The sequence below is a fragment of the Paracidovorax avenae ATCC 19860 genome (assembly GCF_000176855.2).
GTDB classification, from domain to species: domain Bacteria; phylum Pseudomonadota; class Gammaproteobacteria; order Burkholderiales; family Burkholderiaceae_C; genus Paracidovorax; species Paracidovorax avenae.
Genome location: NC_015138.1, coordinates 2,186,988 through 2,210,334, shown reverse-complemented (window position 1 = coordinate 2,210,334; position 23,347 = coordinate 2,186,988). Strand labels below are relative to the sequence as shown.

General features: G+C 67.7%; 20 protein-coding genes and 1 other RNA gene. 13 read left to right on the top strand and 8 right to left on the bottom strand.

Going from position 1 to position 23,347, the window contains the following annotated elements; translation table 11 throughout:
• Positions 1-45 precede the first annotated feature (45 nt).
• Together ACAV_RS09825 and ACAV_RS09820 are read left to right on the top strand one after the other, a co-directional pair.
• Positions 46-885 (top strand): substrate-binding domain-containing protein, encoded by an 840-nt coding sequence (locus ACAV_RS09825; protein ID WP_013594417.1) that lies wholly within the window; start codon positions 46-48, stop codon positions 883-885.
• A gap of 172 nt (positions 886-1,057) precedes the next feature.
• Entirely contained in the window at positions 1,058-2,122 is a 1,065-nt protein-coding gene (locus ACAV_RS09820; protein WP_013594416.1) for a porin, read from the top strand.
• 31 nt (positions 2,123-2,153) lie between these two features.
• On the opposite strand, the gene ACAV_RS09815 is transcribed toward ACAV_RS09820, so the two are convergent.
• The 3 genes from ACAV_RS09815 to ACAV_RS09805 form a co-directional block, all read right to left on the bottom strand.
• Positions 2,154-3,170 (bottom strand): Bug family tripartite tricarboxylate transporter substrate binding protein, encoded by a 1,017-nt coding sequence (locus tag ACAV_RS09815; protein ID WP_049791080.1) that lies wholly within the window; start codon positions 3,168-3,170, stop codon positions 2,154-2,156.
• A 132-nt stretch (positions 3,171-3,302) separates the two neighbouring features.
• On the bottom strand, positions 3,303-4,820 hold the full coding sequence (locus tag ACAV_RS09810) for a tripartite tricarboxylate transporter permease (RefSeq protein ID WP_013594414.1): 1,518 nt from the start codon (positions 4,818-4,820) through the stop codon (positions 3,303-3,305).
• An 18-nt stretch (positions 4,821-4,838) separates the two neighbouring features.
• On the bottom strand, positions 4,839-5,261 hold the full coding sequence (locus ACAV_RS09805; RefSeq protein WP_013594413.1) for a tripartite tricarboxylate transporter TctB family protein: 423 nt from the start codon (positions 5,259-5,261) through the stop codon (positions 4,839-4,841).
• Between the two features lie 158 nt (positions 5,262-5,419).
• Between ACAV_RS09805 and ACAV_RS09800 the strand changes: the two genes are divergently transcribed.
• The gene (locus ACAV_RS09800; protein WP_013594412.1) at positions 5,420-6,112 is read left to right on the top strand and encodes a response regulator transcription factor; all 693 of its coding nucleotides are present in this window, start codon (positions 5,420-5,422) and stop codon (positions 6,110-6,112) included.
• Positions 6,102-7,544 carry a sensor histidine kinase gene (locus tag ACAV_RS09795; RefSeq protein ID WP_013594411.1) on the top strand — a complete coding sequence of 481 codons (1,443 nt, stop codon included), beginning with the start codon at positions 6,102-6,104 and terminating at the stop codon, positions 7,542-7,544. The genes ACAV_RS09800 and ACAV_RS09795 overlap by 11 nt, the downstream gene beginning before the upstream one ends.
• Positions 7,545-7,547: 3 nt before the next feature.
• On the opposite strand, the gene ACAV_RS09790 is transcribed toward ACAV_RS09795, so the two are convergent.
• The 5 genes from ACAV_RS09790 to ompA form a co-directional block, all read right to left on the bottom strand.
• Positions 7,548-8,126, bottom strand: a complete 579-nt coding sequence (locus tag ACAV_RS09790) for an SGNH/GDSL hydrolase family protein (RefSeq protein ID WP_013594410.1) — start codon at positions 8,124-8,126, stop codon at positions 7,548-7,550.
• Between the two features lie 465 nt (positions 8,127-8,591).
• Positions 8,592-8,970: a transfer-messenger RNA gene (gene ssrA / locus ACAV_RS24070) on the bottom strand.
• Positions 8,971-8,982: 12 nt separating this feature from the next.
• Positions 8,983-9,666: a phosphoglycolate phosphatase gene (gene gph / locus ACAV_RS09785; protein WP_013594409.1), complete on the bottom strand. Its 684-nt coding sequence runs from the start codon at positions 9,664-9,666 to the stop codon at positions 8,983-8,985.
• Entirely contained in the window at positions 9,666-10,382 is a 717-nt protein-coding gene (gene ubiG / locus ACAV_RS09780; protein ID WP_013594408.1) for a bifunctional 2-polyprenyl-6-hydroxyphenol methylase/3-demethylubiquinol 3-O-methyltransferase UbiG, read from the bottom strand. The genes gph and ubiG overlap by 1 nt, the downstream gene beginning before the upstream one ends.
• A gap of 82 nt (positions 10,383-10,464) precedes the next feature.
• A complete protein-coding gene (gene ompA / locus ACAV_RS09775; protein WP_013594407.1) occupies positions 10,465-11,124 on the bottom strand; it encodes an outer membrane protein OmpA in 660 nt (219 codons plus the stop codon).
• A gap of 234 nt (positions 11,125-11,358) precedes the next feature.
• Between ompA and gyrA the strand changes: the two genes are divergently transcribed.
• From gyrA to lapB, 9 genes are all read left to right on the top strand, one after another.
• Positions 11,359-14,013, top strand: a complete 2,655-nt coding sequence (gene gyrA / locus ACAV_RS09770) for a DNA gyrase subunit A (RefSeq protein ID WP_013594406.1) — start codon at positions 11,359-11,361, stop codon at positions 14,011-14,013.
• Between the two features lie 97 nt (positions 14,014-14,110).
• Positions 14,111-15,220, top strand: coding sequence for a 3-phosphoserine/phosphohydroxythreonine transaminase (serC, locus tag ACAV_RS09765; protein WP_013594405.1), 1,110 nt, complete (start codon positions 14,111-14,113; stop codon positions 15,218-15,220).
• Positions 15,221-15,275: 55 nt separating this feature from the next.
• A complete protein-coding gene (gene pheA / locus ACAV_RS09760; protein ID WP_013594404.1) occupies positions 15,276-16,376 on the top strand; it encodes a prephenate dehydratase in 1,101 nt (366 codons plus the stop codon).
• A complete protein-coding gene (locus ACAV_RS09755) occupies positions 16,373-17,269 on the top strand; it encodes a prephenate dehydrogenase (protein WP_013594403.1) in 897 nt (298 codons plus the stop codon). The genes pheA and ACAV_RS09755 overlap by 4 nt, the downstream gene beginning before the upstream one ends.
• Positions 17,270-17,282: 13 nt before the next feature.
• Positions 17,283-19,322, top strand: coding sequence for a bifunctional 3-phosphoshikimate 1-carboxyvinyltransferase/cytidylate kinase (locus ACAV_RS09750; RefSeq protein WP_013594402.1), 2,040 nt, complete (start codon positions 17,283-17,285; stop codon positions 19,320-19,322).
• A 156-nt stretch (positions 19,323-19,478) separates the two neighbouring features.
• Entirely contained in the window at positions 19,479-21,164 is a 1,686-nt protein-coding gene (gene rpsA / locus ACAV_RS09745; RefSeq protein ID WP_013594401.1) for a 30S ribosomal protein S1, read from the top strand.
• Positions 21,165-21,350: 186 nt separating this feature from the next.
• On the top strand, positions 21,351-21,680 hold the full coding sequence (locus ACAV_RS09740; RefSeq protein WP_041828702.1) for an integration host factor subunit beta: 330 nt from the start codon (positions 21,351-21,353) through the stop codon (positions 21,678-21,680).
• A gap of 84 nt (positions 21,681-21,764) precedes the next feature.
• Positions 21,765-22,097, top strand: a complete 333-nt coding sequence (locus ACAV_RS09735) for a LapA family protein (protein WP_013594399.1) — start codon at positions 21,765-21,767, stop codon at positions 22,095-22,097.
• Entirely contained in the window at positions 22,087-23,244 is a 1,158-nt protein-coding gene (lapB, locus tag ACAV_RS09730) for a lipopolysaccharide assembly protein LapB (RefSeq protein WP_013594398.1), read from the top strand. Before ACAV_RS09735 ends, lapB begins: the two co-directional genes overlap by 11 nt.
• The last annotated feature ends 103 nt before the right edge of the window (positions 23,245-23,347 follow it).

The window sequence follows — 23,347 nt, the reverse complement described above, 5'->3', positions numbered from 1 at the left end:
GGCAGGCACCACGCATTCGCACCAGAAACATAACGGAGACACACCATGCAAGCCCCCCTCTCGACCTCCCTGCCCGCTTCCGGCCAGCGCCGCCGCACCCTGGGCTCGCTGCTGGGCGCTGCGGCCCTCACGCTGGGCCTGGCACTGGGCGCAGCGGCCCCTGCGGCCGTGCAGGCCGCGGAAATCCGCGTCGTCACCTCCGGTGGCTTCTCGGCCGCCTACGACCAGCTCGTGCCGCTCTACGAGCAGGCCACGGGCAACAAGGTCACCACCGCGCGCGGCGCCTCCATCGGCAACGCGCCGGACTCGATCCCCAGCCGCATGGCGCGGGGCGAGCAGTTCGACATCGTGATCCTGGCCGACTCGGCGCTGGACAAGCTGATCGAGCAGGGCAAGGTGCAGGCCGGCAGCCGCGTGGACCTGGCGCGCTCCATGATCGGCATGAGCGTGCGCAAGGGCACGCCCAAGCCCGACATCAGCACGGTGGACGCCCTGCGCCAGACCCTGCTGAATGCCAAGAGCATCGCCTATTCGGCCAGCGCCAGCGGCACCTACCTGTCCACCGAACTGTTCCAGCGCCTGGGCGTGGCCGAGCAGATCAAGGCCAAGGCCAAAAAGATCTACAGCGAACGGGTCGGCGCGGTCGTGCTGCGCGGCGATGCCGAGATCGGCTTCCAGCAGGTCAGCGAACTGCTGCCCTTCAAGGAGCTGGATTTCGTAGGACAGCTGCCGGACGAAGTGCAGCAGCGCGTGTTCTTCTCGGCCGGCGTGGCGACCGGCTCGCCGGAGCCGGAGGCCGCGCGCCACCTGATTCGCTTCCTGGCGGCACCGGCGGCGGCAGCCATCGTGCGCAGCACCGGCATGGAGCCTGCTGCGGCCCGTTGACCGCGCCTGCCGGACTCCCCGGGGCATAGGCAGCACTTCCTGCGCGCCCTGCCCCGCCTCCCGGCCCTCCCCTCCTCTTCCACAGCCCTGCACGGCATCGCAGGGATGCATCGCTGCGCGCGCACGCGTGGGCGATGTGCTCCTGCGCGGCCCGTTTTCCTGAAAGCACCCCATGAAACTCCACCGCATCGCGATGGCGGCAGCCGCCTGCGCACCGTTCCTGGCCTCCGCGCAAAGCAGCGTCACCCTCTACGGCATCGCCGATCTCGGCATACGGCACACCTCCGGCATGACGGCGGCCAACGCGCCCAGCCCGTCATCGGCCACGGGCATCGCGAGCGGCGTGGACAACACCAGCCGCTTCGGCCTGCGCGGCCGCGAGGACCTGGGTGGCGGCCTGCATGCCGTGTTCAACCTGGAAACCGGGCTCAACCTCGATACCGGCACCCAGGCCAATGCCACGAAGTTCTTCGACCGCGCGGCCACCGTGGGCTTGGGCGGCGCCTGGGGTACGGTCACTGCCGGCCGCCAGACCAACCTGCTGGCCGATGCCATCAGCCCTGTCGATCCGGTCGGCATGCGCTTCGCATCCTTCAATCCGAACATCGCGACCACGGCGCTCAGCAGCCACGGCCTGGGCATCGAATACGGTTCCGCGGGCGCCACCAATGGCTCCTACCGGCTCGACAACGCGCTGAAATACGTCGGCCGCTTCGGCCCGGTGACGGCGCGGGCCATGTACGGCTTTGGCGAGAACGCCGCGGGTGCCAACCTGCAGTCCTCCCGCGGCGCGGGCCTGGCCTACGCGGCGGGCGGCCTGACCGTGTCCGGGGCCTACCAGAACTTCAAGTCGCCCGCCGGACTCGCGCTGGACGCGGCCACGCTGGGCGTCGCCTACCAGTTCGGCAGCGTCAGGCTCATGGCGAACACCGGCCGCAGCAAGGCGGAAACCTCGGCCACCGCACGCACCGTGCATCGCGTGCATTCGGTCGGTGGCACCTGGGCCGCGACCCCGGCCGTCGACCTGACGGCTTCGGTGTACCGCCTCGATCGCGACCGCAGCGGCCTGCAAGGCGACGGCTACACCCGCGCCATCCTGTTCGCCGAGTACAAGCTGTCGCGCCGCAGCCGGCTGTATGCCGAGCTGGACCGCACGAACTGGCGCGACGGCTACCAGGGCGCGGCCAACAAGAGCGCGGCGACCGGCATCACGGCCGGCGTGATACATACGTTCTGACCCGCGTGCGCCCCTGCACGCACGGCATCGCTCAGTCGGGCTTGATCTGCGCCCGCGCGATGACCTTCTTCCAGCGCTCCTGCTCGGTGGCGATGAACTGCGCGAATTGAGCCGGCGTGCTGCCGATCGCCTCGGCGGCATCGCCGGACAGCCTGCGCTGCGACTCGGGCGCCTTGACGGCTTTCATGGTTTCTGCGGCAAGCTTGTCGATATGGTCCTGGGACATGCTGGCGGGCGCGAGCATGCCGTACCACTGGGTCATCTCGAAACCCGGGAAGCCCTGCTCGGCCACGGTGGGCACGTCGGGCAACTGCGGCAGACGCTGCGCCGACCCGGTGGCGATGCAGCGGACCTTGCCGGACTTGATGAACGGGATGATGGCGGCGGCCCCGATGGCAGAGGCATCCACGCGGCCCGACAGCAGGTCGGTCAGCATCGGGCCGGTCCCCTTGTAGGGCACGTGCAGCATGAAGACCTCGGAGGTCATCTTGAGGTACTCGAACGCCAGGTGCCCGGCGCTGCCGTTGCCGGCGGAGCCGTAGCTCAGCTTGCCGGGATTGCGCTTCGCATACGCGATGAACTCGCGCAGGTTCTTCGCGGGCACGTCCGGATGCACGACGTAGAGGCTGGGCACCTTGGCCAGCAGGCTCACGGGCTTAAAGTCCTTGGGCGACCAGGGCAGCTTGTCGAAGATGTACGGGTTGACGGCCAGCGTGCCGATGTGCCCCAGGATGACCGTGTGCTGGTCGTCCGCGCGCGCCACCTCGGACATGGCGATGTTGCCGGCGGCGCCCGGCTTGTTGTCCACATACACGTTCTGGCCCAGCGTCTTGGACAGCTCGGCCGCGGTGGAGCGCGCGACGATCTCGGAACTGCCGCCCGGTGCGAACGGCACCACGAACCGCACGGACTTCGAAGGCCATGCCGCCTGCGCCCCGGCGAGGCCGGGCCACAGGCCCAGGCCGCCGGCAGCGGCCCCTGCGACCAGCAATTGCCGGCGACCGGCCACGAAGGGGCGGGACTCCGCCTGGAAATGGAAGGAGGTCATGGGAAATCCCTGCGCGTTGTCGAAAGCGCCGATCATGCCGCCGCCACGCGCGGGTGGCGCCGCCCCGCCGCCCCCTGTTTACCCTGATGGACGCCCGCGCAAGACAGGCGCCACCGGACACCGGACGCGGTGTCAGGCCCCCGGCTCCGCCGCTGGTACGGGCAAGGCCTGCGGCTGCTTGCGCTGCCGGAAGAAGGCCACCACCTGCCACAGGATGAAGGCACCTATCAGGCTGAGCAGCGTGCCGCTGATCGGCCGCGACATGAACACGCCGAAGCTTCCGCGCGACAGCAGCATGGCACGGCGGAAGTTCTCCTCCAGCATCGGCCCCAGGATGAAGCCCAGCATCAACGGCGACGGGTCCAGCTCCAGCCGCATGAACAGGTAGCCCAGCACGCCGAACACGACGGTGATGTAGATGTCGTCCAGGTTGTTGTTGATGCTGAAGGTGCCGATGCAGCAGAAGAACAGGATCGCCGGGAACAGCACGTTGTACGGAATCTTGAACACCGACAGCCAGTAGCGCACCAGCGGCACGTTCAGGATCAGCAGGAAGCAGTTGCCGATCCACATGCTCGCCACCAGGCCCCAGAACAGCTCGGGGTGGCCCGCGATCATGTTGGGACCGGGCTGGATGCCCTTGATGATGAACGCGGCCATCATCAGCGCCATCACCGCGTTCTCGGGAATGCCGATGCTCATCAGCGGGATGAAGCTGGTGCGGGCGGCGGCCTCGTCGGCCGCGGCCTGGCCGGCCACGCCCTCGATGCAGCCGGTGCCGATCTCGTGCTTGTACTTGCTGACCTTCTTGTCCAGCGCGTAGGCCGCGAACTGCGCGATTACCGGGCCGCCCCCGGGCAGGATGCCAAGGGCCGAGCCGACGACGCTGCCGCGCAGCGCGCTGGGAACGATGCGCTTGAATTCGGCCCAGGTCGGGATCAGCTTGATCTTGCCGTTGAAGGGCGAGCGCTCCTCGCGCGAATCCAGGTTCTTGGTGATCTCCGCGATGCCGAAGCAGCCCAGCGCGATGCTCACGATGCCCACGCCGTCGGCCAGGAACGGCAGGCCCAGCGTGAAGCGCTCCGCGCCGCTGTTCACGTCGGTACCCACCGATCCGAGCAGCACGCCCACCAGGCACATCGCCAGGCCGTTGAGCAGGCTGCCCGTGGTCACGAAGCTCACGCACACGAAGCCCACGAGCATCAGTGCGCAGTAGTCGGGCGGCCCGAAGAGGAATGCCACCTCGCCCAGGCTGGGCGCCAGGAAGGCCAGCACCACGATCGCCACCGTGCCGCCGATGAAGCTCGACACCCCGGCCGTGAACAGCGCCAGCCCGGTCTTGCCCTTGAGCGTCATCGCGTAGCCGTCGATGCACGCCACGATGCTGCTGGCGTGCGGTATCTTCATCGTGATCGCGCTCACGCTGTCGCCGTACTGCGCGCCGTAGTAGATGCCGGCGAGCATGATGAGCGCGCCGGTCGTGTCCATCGAATAGGTCAGCGGCAGCAGCAGGCTGATGGTGGCGAGCGGCCCCAGGCCGGGCAGCAGCCCCACCAGGGTGCCCACCGTGCAGCCCAGCGCGCAGAACATCAGGTTCTGGATCGTGAGCGCGTGGCCGAAGCCGAACGCGAGGTTGTGCAGGACGTCCATGTCGGTGCTCCCTTCGGCTCAGTACAGCGGCAGGCTCAGGCCCAGCAGCTTCTGGAACCCGAAGGCGATCGCGATCAGCACCGCCGCGATCTTCACGTTGCGCGCCACCGAGTACGACGTGCCGGCGAACCCGGAACAGAACACCAGGAAGACGATGCCCGCGATCATGTTCACGAAATGGGAGATGAGCGCGAAACCGCACAGGCTCGTCAGGATGATGGCGATGTTGCGCGGGTTGAAGTTCAGCGGCACGGGCGCCACCAGCCGCGCGCGCAGCACCGTGATGCCGCCGACCACGAACAGCATGCAGCTGACGATGAACGGGAACAGGCCCGGCCCCGCATGGCTGAGCGAGCCCAGCGAGTAATGCACCGACGGCAGGCCGAAGGCCAGCGCCAGCGCCATGAGGACGAAGCCCCGGACGAGATTGCGGTTGTTCATGATCGAAACGGTCTCCTGTGTGGTTCAGCCAGCCAGCGCCTTCCACGCGGCAGCACCGGTGGCTGGGGTATGCTGGCAGTGGCACTATTGCCACCCAACCTGATCGCGGGCTGACCCTGCCCGTGCGTATTTCCACGTAGCCCTGCCCTGTTCCCGCGATGCGCATCCTCCTGGTGGAAGACGATCCCGTCCTGAGCCGCACCATGGCCCAGGGGCTCGAACGCGCGGGCCACCGCGTCGAACTCGCCCAGAACGTGGAAGACGCCCAGCACTGGTGGGCGGTACAGCCCTTCGATGCCGTGCTGCTGGACCTCAACCTGCCCCACGGCCCGCAGGCGCGCAGCGGCCTGGGCAACGGCCTCACGGCGCTGCGCAGCGCGCGGGCGCGCGGAGACCGCACGCCCGTGCTGGTGCTGAGCGCCCGCGACAGCACCGAGGAACGCATCGCCGGCCTGGATGCAGGTGCCGACGACTACCTGGGCAAGCCCTACGAACTCAAGGAAGTGGAAGCCCGCCTGCGCGCGCTGGCGCGCCGTGCCACCGGCTCCGGCGACCTCGTCACCGTGGGCCGCCTGCAGCTGGACCGGCAGGCGCGGCGCTGCAGCGTGGATGGGCAGGCGCTGGAACTGCCGGCGCGCGAATTCGAACTGCTCTGGGAACTGATGACGCCACCGGGGCGCGTGCTGAGCAAGAGCGACCTGTCGCAGCGCCTGTCCGACGCAGGCGAGGCGCTGGGCGACAATGCGCTGGAGGCCTTTGTCTCGCGCCTGCGCCGCAAGCTGGCCGGCAGCGGCGCGGCCATCCGCACCTTGCGCGGCCTGGGCTACACCCTCGGGGAAGATGCCTCCTGAACCGCGCCCTGCCGCCCGGCCGGCGCTGCGCCAGCGCATCGGCCGCCACGTGCTGCTGTCACTGCTGCTCATCTGGGGCCTGGGCAGCGCCGTCGTGCTCGTGGTCGGCAGCCACTTCGTGGCCGAGGCCTTCGACCGCGCACTGCTCGATGATGCCCATGCCCTGGCAGTGCACGTACGCGGCGGTGCGCAAGGCCCCCTGCACCTCGACCTGACACCCCGCGAAGCGGAACTGCTGCGCTTCGACCAGCATGAGTCCGTGCGCTTCGCGGTGTGGAACGACGACGGGCAATTCGTGGGTGGCGACGCCAGCCTGCCCGCAGACCCCCTGCCCGGCGGCACCAGCGGAGGCATCCGCGGCGGCGATCACCGCTACCGCTTCTCGGACATCGTGCTGGACGGCCGCGAACTGCGGCGCGCCACGCTGCGCGTCGAAGGCCCGCCCGCCTATACCGTGGTGATGGCCCAGACCACGTCGCAGCGCGCTCAGTTGCTGGGCCGGCTGCTGCTGTTCTCGGTACTGGCCCAGCTGTGGCTGCTCGTGGCCCTGGGTTCGTGGCTGCTGCGCGGCATCGAGCGCGACCTGCGGCCGCTGGCCGAACTGCAGGACGCCATGGCGCAGCGCGATGCGGCCGACCTGCAGCCCCTGCCCGGCACGCTGACCGCACAGGCACGCACCAGCGACGTACAGCGCCTGGGCGAAGCCCTGGACGGCCTGCTGGCCCGCGTGCGCCAGGGGCTGCAGGCGCAGCGCGAATTCGCCGGCAACGTGGCCCACGAACTGCGCACGCCGCTGGCCGGCATCCGGGCACAGGCCGCCAACGCGCTGGCCCAGGACGACCCCGCCGTCTGGCGCAGCGAACTGCAGGGCATTGCCGACGCCGAACAGCGCGCGAGCCGCACCGTCAACCAGTTGCTCGCCCTCGCGCGCGCGGCCGAGGGCGAGATCGCCCTGCCCCTGCAGACCGTGGCGCTGGAAGCCCTGGTCCGCAAGGTGCTGCTGCGCTACCTGCCACGCGCCGACGAACTCGGCGTGGACCTGGGCGCCGAAGGACTGGACCAGCCCGTGGCCGTGCGCGGCGAGGCCGGTCTGATCGAGGGCATCCTGAACAACCTCCTGGACAATGCACTGCGCTATGGCCGCGGCCAGCCGCCGCGCATCACCGTCACCCTGGAGCAGTCGCTCCCCTGGGCCGTGCTGCGCGTGGCCGACAACGGCCCGGGAGTGGATGCCGGACCGGACCTGCACCAGCCCCAGCGATGGACGCAGGGTGAGCAAGGCCTGCGGCTCGGCCAGGGCGCCGGGCTGGGCCTGGCAATCGTGGCCCGCTACGTGGAACTGATGAAGGGCCGCGTGCAGGTGGAGCAGACGCCCGGAGGCGGCCTCACGGCATGCGTGTACCTGCCCACCGCAGCGCAACCGGAAGCGTAGGGACTACCTTGCGCGCTCGATGGCCGCGACCAGCAACTCGGCAAAACGGTCACTGGCCTCCTGCGAGCGATGGACGAAATCGGGCTGCAGATCCTGCTCACCGCGGTAGTCGGCATCCCAGCCCGCGTGCTCGATGCCATCCCGCTGCGCGATGTCGTGCATCACGGCATTGAGCGCTTCCCAATTGGCGATCCACTCTGCCGGGAAACGGTCGGCAGGCATGCGCGCCAGTCCCGTGAAAACCGGGCGGCCCCCGGCCGCGCGCACCACACTCACGGCCTTCTCGAGATCGGCGCGATAGGTTTCGGCAGGCACCATGCCGAAAGCATCGTTGGCGCCCAGGGCGATCACGATGATCTTCGCCGTGTGCGGCTCGGAAGGAAACGTCTGGATGGCGGTCTCCATGCGCAACCCATTGGCCGTGCGGTCATCCAGCTTCCACCGCGGCCGGGCGGCCTGGATGCGCTGCACCGGCGTGACCGGGACCCCATAGCCGTGCAGCAGGCTATCCCCATTGAGCTCGACCGTCAGCGGACAGCGGTAACCGAACACACGGCACAGGATGTCGTCTAATTTGCCCATGAACTTCCTCATGCAGTCGGCTGGGACGGCAATCAAGATGAAGGGAGGGGTGGCTTCGAGCCATCTGCCGATGGCCTCGTCCGCAGCCTGCCGGGGACGGCTGCCCCAATATACATGGAAGCCTGCAGCACGGCCACCGAAGCGCCATCAGGAGCCGAGCCCCCAATGCGTTGCGGGGCGCCGCCTCAATCACAACCCAGGGTTTTCAATCAATGCAGCCATGAGGCAAGGCGGTCTCGACGGTAATACGCCGAATGCGACCGCCCCCCGGCGTCTGGGCGCCTGAGGCAACCGGGCAATTCGCACTACCGCCAAAAGATCGCCGACCCATCCGGCTGCCAGGCAGCAGCAGAGGAGATCGCTGAAACTGAACGCGCTGCAGCGGTTTGGCGCAAGGCCGGCAGCACAGGGCATAAAAAAAACCGCCACACGCTGGGTTTTCCAGTGTGTGGCGGTGCCTTTGAGTGGTGGAGCTGGCGGGAATTGAACCCGCGTCCGCAAGCCTTCTTCGGGCAGATCTACATGTTTAGCGGTCTGTTTTGGATCTCACCTTCCAAGCCGCGCAGTCGCACGCTGCGAGGAAGGCCAGCACCCTTGGATCTCGCCCCATGCCAAGGTACCCGGCAGGAGGCCAGCTGACGTGAATAACCTTGCAGCCGGGAGGCCTTGCGGCCCCCTTGCCCAGCCCGTCAGCGTGCTGTTGCAAGGCTCACCGGTGTTTAAGCGGCGAGTGCGAAACGTTCGTCGTTTGCAGTTGGTTTGTTGAATGCAGATTTACGAGCGCCAATCAAGCTCGACATGCACCACACCGATTCCGAACCCACGTCGAAACCAGGGCAGCCCCAGACCTCCCATTTTAGGCCTTGGGAAGCCATTGCAAGAGGTCGAGGGGAAATTTAATAGCGCAGTGGGCACCCCAGAGCTCCGGCTCCTTGTGCTTGCCGAGATACCCGTAGAGCGCCGCCACCGTTCCCATGCCGGCGGCATTGCCCGCGACGATGTCGCGCTCATCGTCGCCGACATAAAGGCATTCCCCGGGTGGCACGCCCAGCCGGGCGGCAGCTTCGAGCAACGGAGCGGGATGCGGCTTCGCATGCGGCGTGGTATCCCCGCTCACCAGCGCGCCGGAGGTCCGGAACATCGGGATCGCCTCGGTCAGCGGCACCGAGAAACGTGCCGCCTTGTTGGTGACCACACCCCAAGGCACCCCCGCCCGGGCCAGCTGCTCCACGAGCGCCTCCACGCCGTCGAACACGGTCGTGCGGTCATGGATGCAGTCCTCGTAGTTGGCGAAGAACTCTTCGCGCAACGCCGGGAAATCGGGATGGTCGGGCGCCATGCCGAGCGCCACGGCGAGCATTCCGCGCGCACCAGCGCCGGCCATGGGCCGGTACTCTGCCAGGGGCAGGGACGGCAGGCCGCGGTCCGTGCGGATCTTGTCGGCGGCCGCAGCGAGATCCGGCGCGCTGTCCACCAGGGTGCCGTCGAGGTCGAACAGCACCGCGCTGACGCGCGACGGAAAGGGGGGAATGTCCGCCATCACGCATCCACCCGGCGGCATGCCATGAGGTAATTGACGCTGGTATTCCCGCTCAATGCATAACGGCGCGTGAGGGGGTTGTATTCCATGCCGCGGGTCTGCAGGACATCGAGCCGCGCTGCACGGCACGCCGTGGCCAATTCACTGGGCTTGATCAGATTCGCATATTCATGCGTTCCACGTGGCAGCATGCCCAGCACATATTCAGCACCCACGATGGCCAGGAGAAATGCCTTTGCATTGCGGTTGATGGTCGAGAAAAATACCCACCCGCCGGGCTTCACCAGCCGGGCGCATGCCTGCACCACCGATGCCGGATCGGGAACGTGCTCCAACATCTCCATGCAGGTCACGGTGTCGAACGATGCCGGCGACTCTTCCGCCAGCGCCTCGACGCTGACCTCGCGGTACTGGATATGGGGCGTGCCGGCCTCGAGCGCATGGAGCTGGGCCACCTTCAGCGACTTGGTCGCGAGATCGATGCCCGTCACCGTCGCACCCTTGCGGGCCATGGCGTCGGCCAGGATGCCCCCGCCGCAGCCGACATCCAGCACCCGCTGCCCCTGCAGTGGGGCCAGGCCGTCGATCCAGCCCAGCCGCAGCGGATTGATCTCGTGCAGGGGACGGAATTCGCTTTCGAGGTCCCACCAGCGGTGGGCCAGTTCGGAGAATTTGGCCAGTTCGGCCGGATCGACATTGGCAGTGGAGGAGCTCATTGGCAAATTGTGCCCGCAATTGCAGCAGGCATAAAAAAAGCCCCGGAGACCGGGGCTTTCAGGGAAGGGAAACTGACCGAAATCAGTTGGCGCGGGTGCCAACCACTTCGATTTCCACGCGGCGGTTCTTCGCGCGGCCTTCCTTGGTCTTGTTGTCGGCGATCGGCTGCTTCTCGCCCTTGCCTTCGGTGTACACGCGGTTCTTCTCGATGCCCTTGGACACGAGGTATGCCTTCACGGCTTCAGCGCGGCGCACGGACAGCTTCTGGTTGTAGGCATCGGTACCGATGGAGTCGGTGTGACCCACGGCGATGATGACTTCCAGGTTCACGTTCTTGACCTTGGAGACCAGGTCGTCCAGCTTGGCCTTGCCTTCGGGCTTCAGCACGGACTTGTCGAAGTCGAAGAAAGCGTCGGCGGCGTAGGTCACCTTGTTGGCCACGGGGGCTGCCGGTGCGGGGGTGGGTGCAGCGGGAGCGGCAGGTGCCGGAGCAGCGGCAGGAGCCGGTGCCGGAGCCTGGGCCACCAGGGCGCCGTCGCAGCCTGCTGCGGCGGTGGCGGGCGTCCAGTTGGCATCGCGCCAGCACAGTTCGTTCGTGCCGTTCTTCCACACCAGCTCGCCGGTGCCGTTTTGCCAGTTGTCGATCACCTTGCCGCCATCAGCGGCCTTGACTTGGGCACCAGCCGAGGTAGCCAGCACGGCAGAGGCCAACAACATCGCCACTTTGTTCAGTTTCTTCATGGTTCTCCTCTTGGGGAAAAAGCCGCAGCCGCGCTGCGAATATGGACGTCGTCAGTGACCATCACCAAAAACGCTGAATTGATTGTGCCATACGTAACAAGGCAAAGTGACCGCCCCCCAACCCTCAACCGTAGGACAAAAGCGCTTTACCCCCCGATCTGTTGCGCACTTGCGACAAGGCGTTGCGCCTAGAATGTCCGACCTCCGCCGCCCTGATCCCGCATCCCCGATCCCATGACCCAGTTCGCCAAAGAAACCCTGCCCATCAGCCTCGAAGAGGAGATGCGGCGCAGTTATCTCGATTACGCGATGAGCGTGATCGTCGGCCGCGCGTTGCCGGATGCGCGGGACGGCCTCAAGCCGGTGCATCGCCGCGTCCTGTTCGCGATGCACGAACTCAATAACGACTGGAACCGCCCTTATAAGAAGTCGGCCCGTATCGTCGGGGACGTCATCGGCAAGTACCATCCCCACGGCGACAGCGCCGTGTACGACACGATCGTGCGGATGGCGCAGGATTTCTCGCTGCGGCACATGCTGGTCGACGGCCAGGGCAATTTCGGCTCCGTGGACGGCGACGGCGCGGCCGCCATGCGGTACACGGAAATCCGCCTGTCGAAGATCGCCCACGAGATGCTGGCCGACATCGACAAGGAAACCGTCGATTTCGGCCCCAACTACGACGGTAGCGAGAAAGAGCCGCTGGTGCTGCCCAGCAAGCTGCCCAACCTGCTCGTGAACGGCTCGGCCGGCATCGCGGTGGGCATGGCGACGAACATCCCGCCGCACAACCTCAACGAGGTGGTGGACGCCTGCCTGCACGTGCTGCGCCACCCGGACGCCACGGTGGACGAGATCATGGAGATCATTCCCGCGCCGGACTTTCCCACCGCGGGCATCATCTACGGCATCAACGGCGTGAAGGAAGGCTACCGCACCGGCCGCGGCAAGGTGGTCATGCGGGCGCGCTGCCACTTCGAGGACATCGACCGCGGACAGCGCCAGGCCATCATCGTCGATGAGCTGCCCTACCAGGTCAACAAGAAGACGCTGCAGGAGCGCATGGCCGAACTGGTGCACGAGAAGAAGATCGAGGGCATCAGCCACATCCAGGACGAGTCCGACAAGTCGGGCATGCGGCTGGTGATCGAGCTCAAGCGCGGCGAAGTGCCCGAGGTGGTGCTGAACAACCTCTACAAGCAGACGCAACTGCAGGACACCTTCGGCATCAACATGGTGGCCCTGGTGGACGGCCAGCCGCGCCTGTGCAACCTGCGCGACCTGATCGTCGTGTTCCTGCAGCACCGCCGCGAGGTGGTCACGCGGCGCACGGTGTTCGAGTTGCGCAAGGCCCGCGAGCGCGGCCACGTGCTGGAAGGCCTGGCCGTGGCGCTGGCCAATATCGACGAGTTCATCCGCATCATCCGCGAATCGCCCACGCCGCCGATCGCCAAGACCGAGCTGATGAACCGTGCGTGGGACAGCCAGCTGGTGCGCGAGATGCTCACGCGCACCCGCGCGGACGGCGGCGTCGTGAACGCCGACGACTATCGCCCCGAGGGCCTGGAGCGCGAATACGGCATGGGCCAGGACGGCCTGTACCGCCTCTCCGAAACGCAGGCCCAGGAAATCCTGCAGATGCGCCTGCAGCGCCTGACAGGCCTGGAGCAGGACAAGATCGTCGCCGAGTACAAGGACATCATGGCGGTCATCGAAGACCTGCTGGACATCCTTTCCAAGCCCGAGCGCGTCTCGGTCATCATCGGCGACGAGCTCACCGCGATCAAGGCGGAGTTCGGCCAGCACAAGCTCGGCATGCGCCGTACCCTGGTCGAGCACAGTGCGCAGGACCTCTCCACCGAGGACCTCATCACGCCCACCGACATGGTCGTGACGCTCTCGCACACGGGCTACATCAAGAGCCAGCCGCTGTCCGAGTACCGTGCGCAGAAGCGCGGCGGACGCGGCAAGCAGGCCACGGCGACCAAGGAAGACGACTGGATCGACCAGCTCTTCATCGCCAACACGCACGACTACATCCTGTGCTTCTCCAACCGCGGCCGGCTGTACTGGCTCAAGGTCTGGGAAGTGCCGGCAGGCTCGCGAGGCTCGCGCGGCCGGCCGATCGTGAACATGTTCCCGCTGCAGGAAGGCGAGAAGATCAACGTGGTGCTGCCGCTGACCGGCGACATGCGCACCTTCCCCGCCGACCGCTTCGTCTTCATGGCGACCAGCATGGGCACGGTGAAGAAGACGGCGCTGGACGAGTTCAGCAACCCGCGCAAGGGCGGCATCATCGCCGTGAACCTGGACGACGGCGACTACCTCATCGGGGCTGCGCTCACCGACGGCCAGCACGATGTGATGCTTTTCTCCGACGGCGGCAAGGCCGTGCGCTTCGACGAGAACGACGTTCGGCCGCTGGGCCGCGCCGCGCGCGGCGTGCGCGGCATGATGCTGGAGGACGGCCAGAGCGTGATCGCCATGCTGGTGGCGGAGGACGAGACGCAGAGTGTGCTCACCGCCACCGAGAACGGCTACGGCAAGCGCACCAGCATCGTTGAATACACCCGCCACGGCCGCGGCACGAAGGGGATGATCGCCATCCAGCAGAGCGAGCGCAACGGCAAGGTCGTCGCGGCCACCCTGGTCCACGCGGAAGACGAGATCATGCTGATCACCGACAAGGGCGTGCTGGTGCGCACGCGCGTGGCGGAGATCCGCGAACTGGGCCGCGCGACGCAGGGCGTGACGCTGATCGCCCTGGACGAAGGCGCGAAGCTGAGCGGGCTGCAGCGCATCGTCGAGAACGACGCGAACCCGCCGGCCGCGGACGACGACGCGCCCTCTTCCACCACGCCGGACGCGGACGGATCCGCGACCGAATGACGGCACGGCGCGCCTGCGGAAAGCGCACGGCGCGCCGGAATGCTCCCTCCACCGGCCAGCCGTCCGGAAACGGCATGGCCTCCGACCGCTTGAATCGATGAACCGCCCGTACAACTTCTCCGCAGGCCCCGCCGCCATTCCCGCCGAAGTCCTCCAGCAGGCCGCGTCCGAAATGCTGGACTGGCATGGCAGCGGCATGGGCGTGATGGAGATGAGCCACCGGGGCAAGGAGTTCATCTCGATCTACGAGCAGGCGGAGGCGGACCTGCGCGAACTGCTCGCCGTTCCGCAGCATTTCAGGATCCTGTTCATGCAGGGCGGCGGCCTGGCCGAGAACGCGATCGTGCCGCTGAACATCTCGCGCGCCGCGACGGTGGACATGGTGGTGACGGGCAGCTGGAGCCAGAAGTCGCTCAAGGAAGCGCGCAAGTACGCTTCCGAGGTCCACGTGGCCGCATCGGCGGAGGACAGCGGTTTCACCACCCTGCCCGACCCGGCGAGCTGGCAGCTGAGCCGCGGCGCGAGCTACCTGCACCTGTGCAGCAACGAGACGATCCATGGCATCGAGTTCCACGAGCTGCCGGACCTGCGCGCGCTGGGCAGCGATGCACCGCTGGTGATCGACTTCTCGTCGCACGTGGCCTCGCGCCCGGTGGACTGGTCGCGCGTGGGCCTGGCATTCGGAGGGGCGCAGAAGAACCTCGGCCCCGCCGGGCTCACGCTGGTGGTGGTGCGCGAGGACCTGCTGGGCCACGCCCTGCCGGCCTGTCCGAGCGCCTTCGACTACAAGGTGGTGGCGGAGAACCAGTCGATGTTCAACACCCCGCCCACCTGGGGCATCTACATGGCAGGCCTGACCTTCCAGTGGCTCAAGCGCCAGCGCGAGGGCGAGCTCTCCGGCATCGCGGCCATGGAGCAGCGCAACATCGCCAAGGCCCGCCTGCTCTACAACTTCATCGACCAGTCGCAGTTCTACGTGAACAAGGTGTCGCCGAACGCACGGTCGCGCATGAACATCCCCTTCTTCCTGCGCGACGAAACGCGCAATGAAGCCTTCCTGGCAGGCGCCAGGGAGCGGGGGCTGCTGCAGCTCAAGGGCCACAAGTCGGTGGGCGGCATGCGTGCGAGCCTCTACAACGCCATGCCGCTGGCCGGCGTGGAGGCACTTGTCGCCTACATGCAAGAATTCGAACAGCGCAGCGCCTGAAACGGCGCGCGGCGCCCTACCGCCTGCTGACCGCAGACCGCAGACCGACCGATCCATGTCCCAATCCCCACAAGCGTCTCCCGATCTCGCCAGCCTGCGGGTGCAGATCGACAACATCGACCAGCAGCTCCTGACCCTCCTGAACCAGCGCGCGCTGGTGGCCGAGCGCGTCGGCGAGGTCAAGAAGCGCGAAGGCTCGCCCTTCTTCCGGCCCGACCGCGTCGCGCAGGTGATCGAGAAGATCCAGACGGCCAACCCGGGCCCGCTCAAGGGCCCGCACGTCGCGGCGATCTGGCGCGAGATCATGTCCGCCTGCCTGGCCCTGGAATCGCCCCAGCGCGTGGCAGTGCTGGGCCCGGCCGGCACGTTCTGCGAGCAGGCGGCCGTGGAATTCTTCGGCGGTGCTGCCGACCTCATGTACTGCGCCAATTTCGACGAGGTGTTCCATGCCACGGCGGCAGGCAGCGCCCAGTATGGCGTGGTAGGCGTGGAGAATTCGGTGGAAGGCGTGGTCACGCGCTCGCTCGACCTGTTCCTGCACACGCCCTGCCACGTGGTGGGCGAGGTGAGCCTGCTGGTTCGCCACAACCTGCTGCGCCTGTCCAATTCGCTGGATGGCATCGAGGCCGTGCTGGCCCACCCCCAGGCACTGGCCCAATGCCAGGCCTGGCTGTCGAAGCACCTGCCGCACGCGGAGCGCCGTCCGGTGTCCAGCAACGCCGAAGGCGCACGCCTGGCCGCGGGGAACCCGGCCTGGGCAGGCATCGCGAGCGAGCGCGCCGGCGCGCAGTTCGGCCTGCACCTGGTGTCGCACGCCATCCAGGACGACGCCTACAACCGCACGCGCTTCGCTGTCATCTGCCTGCCGCACACACTGCAGACGCCGCCGGCCTCCGGCAAGGATTGCACCAGCCTCGTGGTGTCGGTGCCCAACCGCCCGGGCGCGGTGCACGACCTGCTTGTGCCGCTCAAGACGCACGGCGTTTCCATGACCCGCTTCGAATCGCGCCCCGCGCGCACGGGCCAGTGGGAATACTATTTCTACATCGACCTCGACGGCCATCCCAGCCAGCCCCACGTGGCCAAGGCCCTGGAGGAGTTGCGCTCGCTCTGCGCGTTCTACAAGGTGCTCGGCGCCTATCCGGTGGCGCCGTGACGGAAGCAGGCACTCCGGTTTTCGAGCAGCTCGGCCTGCTGGGCTGCGGGCTGATGGGGGGGTCGTTCGCGCTGGCGATGAAGAGGGCCGGGCTCGTCAAGCGCGTGGTCGGCTACAGCAAGTCGCCATCCACCACCGACCGTGCACGCCAGCTCGGGGTGATCGACGTCGAGGCCCCTTCCGCGCTGCTCGCGGTCGCGGGCGCGGACATCGTGCTGCTGGCCGTGCCGGTGGCGGCGACGGAATCCACGCTCAAGGCGATCAAGCACCTGGTCACTCCCAGGATGCTGGTCATGGACGTGGGCTCGACCAAGGCCGACGTGGTGCAGGCGGCTCGCGGCGCGCTGCGCGACCAGTTCGGCTCCTTCGTGCCGGCCCACCCGATCACCGGCAGCGAGTCCTCCGGCGTGGAGCACGCACAGGCGGATCTCTACGCGGGGCGGCAGGTGATCCTCACGCCGACCGAACGCACGCTCACCGACCAGCTGGGCAAGGCCGAGGCCGTCTGGAGCGCGCTGGGCTGCCGCGTGCGCAGCATGTCGCCGGAGTCGCACGACGCGGCCTTCGCCGCCGTGAGCCACCTGCCGCACTTGCTCGCGTTCGCGATGATCAACAGCATCAATACGCAATCCGAGGGGGATATGTTCCTCTCGCTCGCCGGCCCGGGTTTCCGCGACTTCACGCGGATCGCGGCCAGCGATCCGAAGATCTGGCGCGACATCCTGCTGGCCAACCGCACCGAACTGCTCGCCCAGTCGCGCCATTTCATCCAGGCGCTCCAGCAGATGGAGCAGGCCATGCAGCAGGGCGACGGCCAGGCGCTCGAAGACCTCATCACCCTGGCCAGCGAAACCCGGGCCCATTGGCGCATGGGCGCGCGCCGCACCTCCTAGATTCCCGCAGCCGATGTACAGCACCGCGTTTCTCGACCTCCCCCCCATGGACACCGCCGGAGGAGCCGTGCGGCTGCCGGGCTCCAAGAGCATTTCCAACCGGGTCCTGCTGCTGGCCGCCCTGAGCGAAGGGACGACGGAGGTCCATGACCTGCTGGCTTCCGACGACACACGCGTGATGCTGGATGCGCTGCGGGAGATCGGCTGCGGCGTCGATGAAGGCGCCGCGGCACGGGGCACGGTGCGCATCACCGGCCTGGGCACGACCCCGGCACGCTCGCCAGCGAAGCTCTTCCTCGGCAACGCGGGAACGGCCATGCGGCCGCTGACGGCGGCGCTGGCCCTGCTGGGCGGCGAATTCGAGCTTTCCGGCGTCCCGCGCATGCACGAGCGGCCGATCGGCGACCTGGTGGAAGCCTTGCTTCAGCTCGGCTGCCACATCAGCTACCTGGGCAACCCCGGCTTCCCGCCGCTGCGCATCGCGCATGCGGGCGGCGTCCCGCCGCTGGCGCTGGACGCTCCCGTGCGGGTGCGGGGCGACGTATCCAGCCAGTTCCTCACCGCCCTGCTGATGGCCCTGCCCCTGGTGACACGCGAGCAGGACGTGGTGATCGAGGTGGTGGGCGAGCTGATCTCGCGTCCCTACATCCACATCACGCTGCAGCTGCTGGAGCGCTTCGGCATCCCGGTGCGGCACGACGACTGGCAGCGCTTCACCATACCGGCCGGCAGCCGCTACCGCTCCCCGGGCACCATCCATGTCGAGGCCGACGCCTCCTCGGCCAGCTATTTCATCGCCCTGGGAGCCCTGGCGGCCCCGGCCCCCGGCCAGGAGCCGCTGCGCATCCTCGGCGTGGGCCTGGATTCGATCCAGGGGGACATCCGCTTCGCCGAAGCGGCCCGCGCCATGGGCGCGGAGGTCACGGGCGGCCCGAACTGGCTGGAGGTGCGCCGCGGCGCCTGGCCGCTGCGGGCGGTCGATCTCGACTGCAACCACATTCCCGACGCGGCCATGACGCTGGCCGTGATGGCGCTGTACGCGAAGGGCACGACCACGCTGCGCAACATCGCGAGCTGGCGCGTGAAGGAAACGGATCGCATCGCGGCCATGGCGCAGGGATGCCGGCGCCTGGGCGCCACCGTCGAGGAGGGCCCGGACTTCCTGCGCGTCACCCCGCCCGCCTCGCCGGCCGATTGGCGCGCAGCGAGCATCCACACCTACGACGACCACCGCATCGCGATGTGCTTTTCGCTGGCGGCGTACAACCCGGCGAAGCTCCCGGTACGCATCGAGGATCCGAAATGCGTGGCCAAGACCTTCCCGGACTACTTCGAGGCCCTCTTCTCGGCCGCCGGAACACCCGTGGAGCACGTTCCCGTGATCTGCATCGACGGTCCCACGGCATCGGGCAAGGGCACGGTGGCGGCAGCGGTGGCACAGCGGCTGGGCTACCGCTTCCTCGATTCGGGCGCGATGTACCGCATCACGGCACTGGCGGCGCTGCGTGCCGGGCTGTCCATCGACGCGGCCCACCAGGACCGGATCGCGGCCCTGGCGCGCACCCTGCCGGTGCGGTTCGAGTCCGGCCGGATCTGGCTGGGCGAGGACGATGTGACGGACGCCATTCGCACCGAGGAGGCCGGCATGAACGCTTCCCGCGTCTCGGCCCTGCCGCCGGTGCGCGAGGCCCTGGTGGCGCTGCAGCACAGCTTCCGGCGCCTGCCCGGCCTGGTCGCGGACGGCCGCGACATGGGCACGGTGATCTTCCCGGGCGCGGCGTTGAAGGTCTATCTCACGGCGAGCGCGGCCTGCCGGGCGGAGCGGCGCCATAAACAGTTGATTTCAAAGGGAATTTCCGCTAATATCGACGACCTTCGCGCAGATCTCGAGGCGCGTGACATCCGGGACAGCACCCGGCCGGTCGCGCCCCTGAAGCCTGCGCAGGATGCGCTGGTGCTGGACAACTCCCTGCTCTCGGTCGAAGAAGCCGTCGAGCAGGTGCTTGCCTGGTGGCAGCAGCGACAGCCCTTCGCGCACCCCGCGCAGGACTGAACCGGGCCCGCAAGGCCTCCTACCGCGCCTGCAGCGCACGGCCTTGCGATGTGTTCAACCCCAACCGTGGCCAACCGCCACACAACCTTCCGCAGGCAACGATAGAAACGCCGGCAATGGTGCCGGCGGAAACGCGCCTGCGGACCTAGGAAATACATGTCTGAATCTTTTGCCGCCCTTTTTGAAGAGTCCTTGACGCGCACCGAAATGCGCCCGGGCGAAGTCATCACCGCAGAAGTCGTGCGCGTCGAGCACAACTTCGTCGTGGTGAACGCAGGCCTCAAGTCCGAAGCCTACGTGCCCCTGGAAGAGTTCAAGAACGACAAGGGCGAGGTCGAAGTCCAGGTGGGCGATTTCGTCTCCGTGGCCATCGGCTCGATCGAGAACGGTTACGGCGACACGATCCTGTCGCGTGACACCGCCAAGCGCCTGGCCTCCTGGCTGGCGCTGGAAAAGGCCCTGGAATCCGGCGAGTTCGTCACCGGCACGACCAGCGGCAAGGTCAAGGGCGGCCTCACCGTCCTGGTCAACGGCATCCGCGCATTCCTGCCCGGTTCGCTGATCGATACGCGTCCGATCAAGGATCTGACGCCGTACGAGAACAAGACCATGGAATTCAAGGTCATCAAGCTCGACCGCAAGCGCAACAACGTGGTGCTGAGCCGCCGCGCCGTGGTGGAAGCCTCCATGGGCGAAGAGCGCGCCAAGCTGATGGAAACCCTGAAGGAAGGCTCCATCGTGCAGGGCGTGGTCAAGAACATCACCGAATACGGTGCGTTCGTGGACCTGGGCGGCATCGACGGCCTGCTGCACATCACCGACATGGCATGGCGCCGTGTCCGCCACCCTTCCGAGGTGGTGCAGGCTGGCCAGGAAATCACCGCCAAGATCCTCAAGTTCGACACCGAGAAGAACCGCGTCTCCCTGGGCCTGAAGCAGATGGGCGACGACCCGTGGCTGGGCGTGTCGCGCCGCTACCCCTCGGGCACGCGCCTGTTCGGCAAGGTCACGAACATCGCCGACTACGGTGCGTTCGTGGAACTCGAGCCCGGCATCGAAGGCCTGGTGCACGTTTCCGAAATGGACTGGACGAACAAGAACATCGCCCCGTCCAAGCTCGTGTCGCTGGGTGACGAAGTCGAAGTCATGGTCCTCGAGATCGACGAAGACAAGCGCCGCATCAGCCTGGGCATGAAGCAGTGCAAGGCCAACCCGTGGCAGGAGTTCGCGCAGAACACCAAGCGCGGCGACCGCGTCAAGGGCCCGATCAAGTCGATCACCGACTTCGGCGTGTTCGTGGGCCTGGCTGCCGGTATCGACGGCCTGGTGCACCTGTCCGACCTGTCCTGGAACGAGCCCGGCGAAGCCGCCGTGCGCAACTACAAGAAGGGCCAGGAAGTCGAGGCGATCGTGCTGGCCGTGGACGTGGACCGCGAGCGCATCTCCCTGGGCATCAAGCAGCTCGACGGCGACCCGTTCACCACCTTCGTGACGGTGAACGACAAGGGCCAGACGGTGACCGGCAAGGTCAAGACCGTCGATGCCCGCGGCGCCGAGATCGACCTGGGCGAAGACATCGTGGGCTACCTGCGTGCTTCGGAAATCTCCCGCGACCGCGTGGAAGATGCCCGCAACGTGCTGAAGGAAGGCGACGAAGTCACGGCCGTGGTGGTGAACGTGGATCGCAAGACCCGCAACATCCAGCTGTCGATCAAGGCCAAGGACATGGCCGACGAGCAAGGCGCCATGGCGTCGCTGTCGCAGCAATCGGCCCGCGAAAGCGCCGGCACGACCAGCCTGGGCGCCCTGCTGCGCGCCAAGCTGGACAACTCCGACAAATAATCGGAGCCTGAGCCCGCAAGGCTGAGAAAGGCCGTGCCTGCACGGCTGCAAGCGGCGGGCGCCTCGTGCGCCCGCCGCTTTTTTCCAAGTGCGCATTCCAGACCCATGCCCCTGCGCCGCGCGCAAATGCCGGCATCCGGCATGGACCACTTTTTTCGCCGACCCTGGCGCCACAGACCGGACCCCATGACCCGATCAGACCTCGTCGAAGAACTTGCCGCCCGCTTCGGCCAGCTCACGCAACGCGATGCCGAAGCCGCCGTCAAGACCATCCTGGATGCCGTGGGCGATGCGCTGGTGCGTGGCCACCGCATCGAAGTGCGTGGGTTCGGCAGCTTTTCGGTCAACCGCCGGCCGCCGCGCATGGGACGCAATCCCCGCAGCGGCGAGGCCGTGCACATTCCCGAGAAGCGCGTTCCGCATTTCAAGCCGGGCAAGGCCCTGCGCGAGGCCGTGGACCGGCGTACCGCCGAGATGGGCATCGGCGCCGCAACCGACGCATCCGACGCCGCCTGACGGAGCGCGCCGCACCATACCCGGCACGCGCCCGGGGGACGGGCCTGACCGTAGAATCCTCCCACCATCGAGGAGACGCATGGCATGAAGTATTTCCTGTGGCTGCTCAAGGCAGCCATTTTTTTCACCCTCTTCGCCTTCGCACTGAACAACCAGCAGGACGCGACGGTGCATTTCTTCTTCGGCACCCGCTGGACCGCGCCGCTGGTGCTGGTGGTGCTGTCCGCGTTCGCCCTCGGTGTCGCCGTCGGCGTGCTGGGCATGGTGCCCCGCTGGTGGAAGCACCTGCGCGCCGCGCGCCGCGCCGAGGCCGCGCTGCCGCCCTCGCCTGCTTCCGCGCCTGCGTCCGCCTCCCCGGCGGGCAGTGCCACTCCCGTGACCGACCTGCAGCAGCAGCCGCCCATCCATGGAATTTGACCTGAGCTGGCTCCTGCTGGGGCTTCCCCTGGCATTCGTGCTGGGATGGCTCGCGTCCCGCTTCGATCTGCGCCAGCTGCGCCAGGAAAATCGCCGGGCGCCCAAAGCCTATTTCAAGGGGCTGAACTACCTGCTCAACGAGCAGCAGGACCAGGCGATCGATGCGTTCATCGAGGCGGTGCAGAACGACCCGGACACGTCGGAGCTGCATTTCGCGCTCGGCAACCTCTTCCGCCGGCGCGGCGAGTACAACCGTGCGGTGCGCGTGCATGAGCACCTGCTGTCCCGCGGCGACCTGGGCCGGGCCGACCGCGAGCGCGCCCAGCACGCACTCGCGCTGGACTTCCTCAAGGCCGGTCTGCTGGACCGCGCCGAGGATGCGCTGCAGCGGCTGGAAGGCACGCCCTTCGAGGGGCAGGCCCGCATGGCGTTGCTGGCCATCTACGAACGTTCGCGGGACTGGCCGCAGGCCACGGCGATCGCGCGCAAGATGCACGGATCCCACCAGGGCGATTTCAGCGCCCGGCAGGCACACTACCTGTGCGAGCAGGCGCTGGCGCACGCGGCCCAGGGCGACCTGGATGCGGCGCAGGCGCAGTTCGAGGAAGCGCGGGCCGCCGCGCCGGATGCGCCGCGGCCGCGCATCGAACTCGCGCGGCTGCAGCAGCGCCGCGGCCACGCCGAGGCGGCGCTGGCCACGCTCCAGGAACTGGCGCGGCAGTCGCCCAGCGCGCTGCCGCTGGCCGCTCCGCTGCTGATCGAACTGGCGGCTGCGACCGGGCGCCAGGGCGATGTGCTGCAGTTGCTGCAGGAGCACTATGCCCGCGCGCCGTCCCTGGACGTGCTCGACGCGATCGTGGCCATGGAAGCGGCCGCGGGCGATCCCGCGCGGCCGCCACGCGACTGGTATGTGCGCCACCTGGACAAGGAGCCTTCGCTGGTCGCCGCTGCCAAGTGGCTGTCGCAGGAGAAGCTCGAACACGAGGACTTCCATCCGCAGGTGCAGCGGGCGCTCGACCAGGCTGCGAAGCCGCTCACGCGTTACCGCTGCGCGGCTTGCGGATTCGAGGCGCGGCAGCACTTCTGGCAATGCCCCGGCTGCCAGAGCTGGGACAGCTATCCGGCCCGGCGCGTCGAGGAGCTGTGAAGGCATGCTCGCCATCCAGGTCGCCCCCTTGGAGGGGTGCGCCGATTCACCGTAGCCTGCTCGGGTTTTCATAGCGGCGCAGGCGGACCTTCCCCGTAGAATG

Bases quoted from the DNA above. Each gene is read 5' to 3' on its own strand.
- ACAV_RS09825 (WP_013594417.1), top strand. From the start codon at position 46: ATGCAAGCCCCCCTCTCGACCTCCCTGCCCGCTTCCGGCCAGCGCCGC.
- ACAV_RS09820 (WP_013594416.1), top strand. From the start codon at position 1,058: ATGAAACTCCACCGCATCGCGATGGCGGCAGCCGCCTGCGCACCGTTC.
- ACAV_RS09815 (WP_049791080.1), bottom strand. From the start codon at position 3,170: ATGACCTCCTTCCATTTCCAGGCGGAGTCCCGCCCCTTCGTGGCCGGT.
- ACAV_RS09810 (WP_013594414.1), bottom strand. From the start codon at position 4,820: ATGGACGTCCTGCACAACCTCGCGTTCGGCTTCGGCCACGCGCTCACG.
- ACAV_RS09805 (WP_013594413.1), bottom strand. From the start codon at position 5,261: ATGAACAACCGCAATCTCGTCCGGGGCTTCGTCCTCATGGCGCTGGCG.
- ACAV_RS09800 (WP_013594412.1), top strand. From the start codon at position 5,420: ATGCGCATCCTCCTGGTGGAAGACGATCCCGTCCTGAGCCGCACCATG.
- ACAV_RS09795 (WP_013594411.1), top strand. From the start codon at position 6,102: ATGCCTCCTGAACCGCGCCCTGCCGCCCGGCCGGCGCTGCGCCAGCGC.
- ACAV_RS09790 (WP_013594410.1), bottom strand. From the start codon at position 8,126: ATGGGCAAATTAGACGACATCCTGTGCCGTGTGTTCGGTTACCGCTGT.
- gph (WP_013594409.1), bottom strand. From the start codon at position 9,666: ATGGCGGACATTCCCCCCTTTCCGTCGCGCGTCAGCGCGGTGCTGTTC.
- ubiG (WP_013594408.1), bottom strand. From the start codon at position 10,382: ATGAGCTCCTCCACTGCCAATGTCGATCCGGCCGAACTGGCCAAATTC.
- ompA (WP_013594407.1), bottom strand. From the start codon at position 11,124: ATGAAGAAACTGAACAAAGTGGCGATGTTGTTGGCCTCTGCCGTGCTG.
- gyrA (WP_013594406.1), top strand. From the start codon at position 11,359: ATGACCCAGTTCGCCAAAGAAACCCTGCCCATCAGCCTCGAAGAGGAG.
- serC (WP_013594405.1), top strand. From the start codon at position 14,111: ATGAACCGCCCGTACAACTTCTCCGCAGGCCCCGCCGCCATTCCCGCC.
- pheA (WP_013594404.1), top strand. From the start codon at position 15,276: ATGTCCCAATCCCCACAAGCGTCTCCCGATCTCGCCAGCCTGCGGGTG.
- ACAV_RS09750 (WP_013594402.1), top strand. From the start codon at position 17,283: ATGTACAGCACCGCGTTTCTCGACCTCCCCCCCATGGACACCGCCGGA.
- rpsA (WP_013594401.1), top strand. From the start codon at position 19,479: ATGTCTGAATCTTTTGCCGCCCTTTTTGAAGAGTCCTTGACGCGCACC.
- ACAV_RS09740 (WP_041828702.1), top strand. From the start codon at position 21,351: ATGACCCGATCAGACCTCGTCGAAGAACTTGCCGCCCGCTTCGGCCAG.
- ACAV_RS09735 (WP_013594399.1), top strand. From the start codon at position 21,765: ATGAAGTATTTCCTGTGGCTGCTCAAGGCAGCCATTTTTTTCACCCTC.
- lapB (WP_013594398.1), top strand. From the start codon at position 22,087: ATGGAATTTGACCTGAGCTGGCTCCTGCTGGGGCTTCCCCTGGCATTC.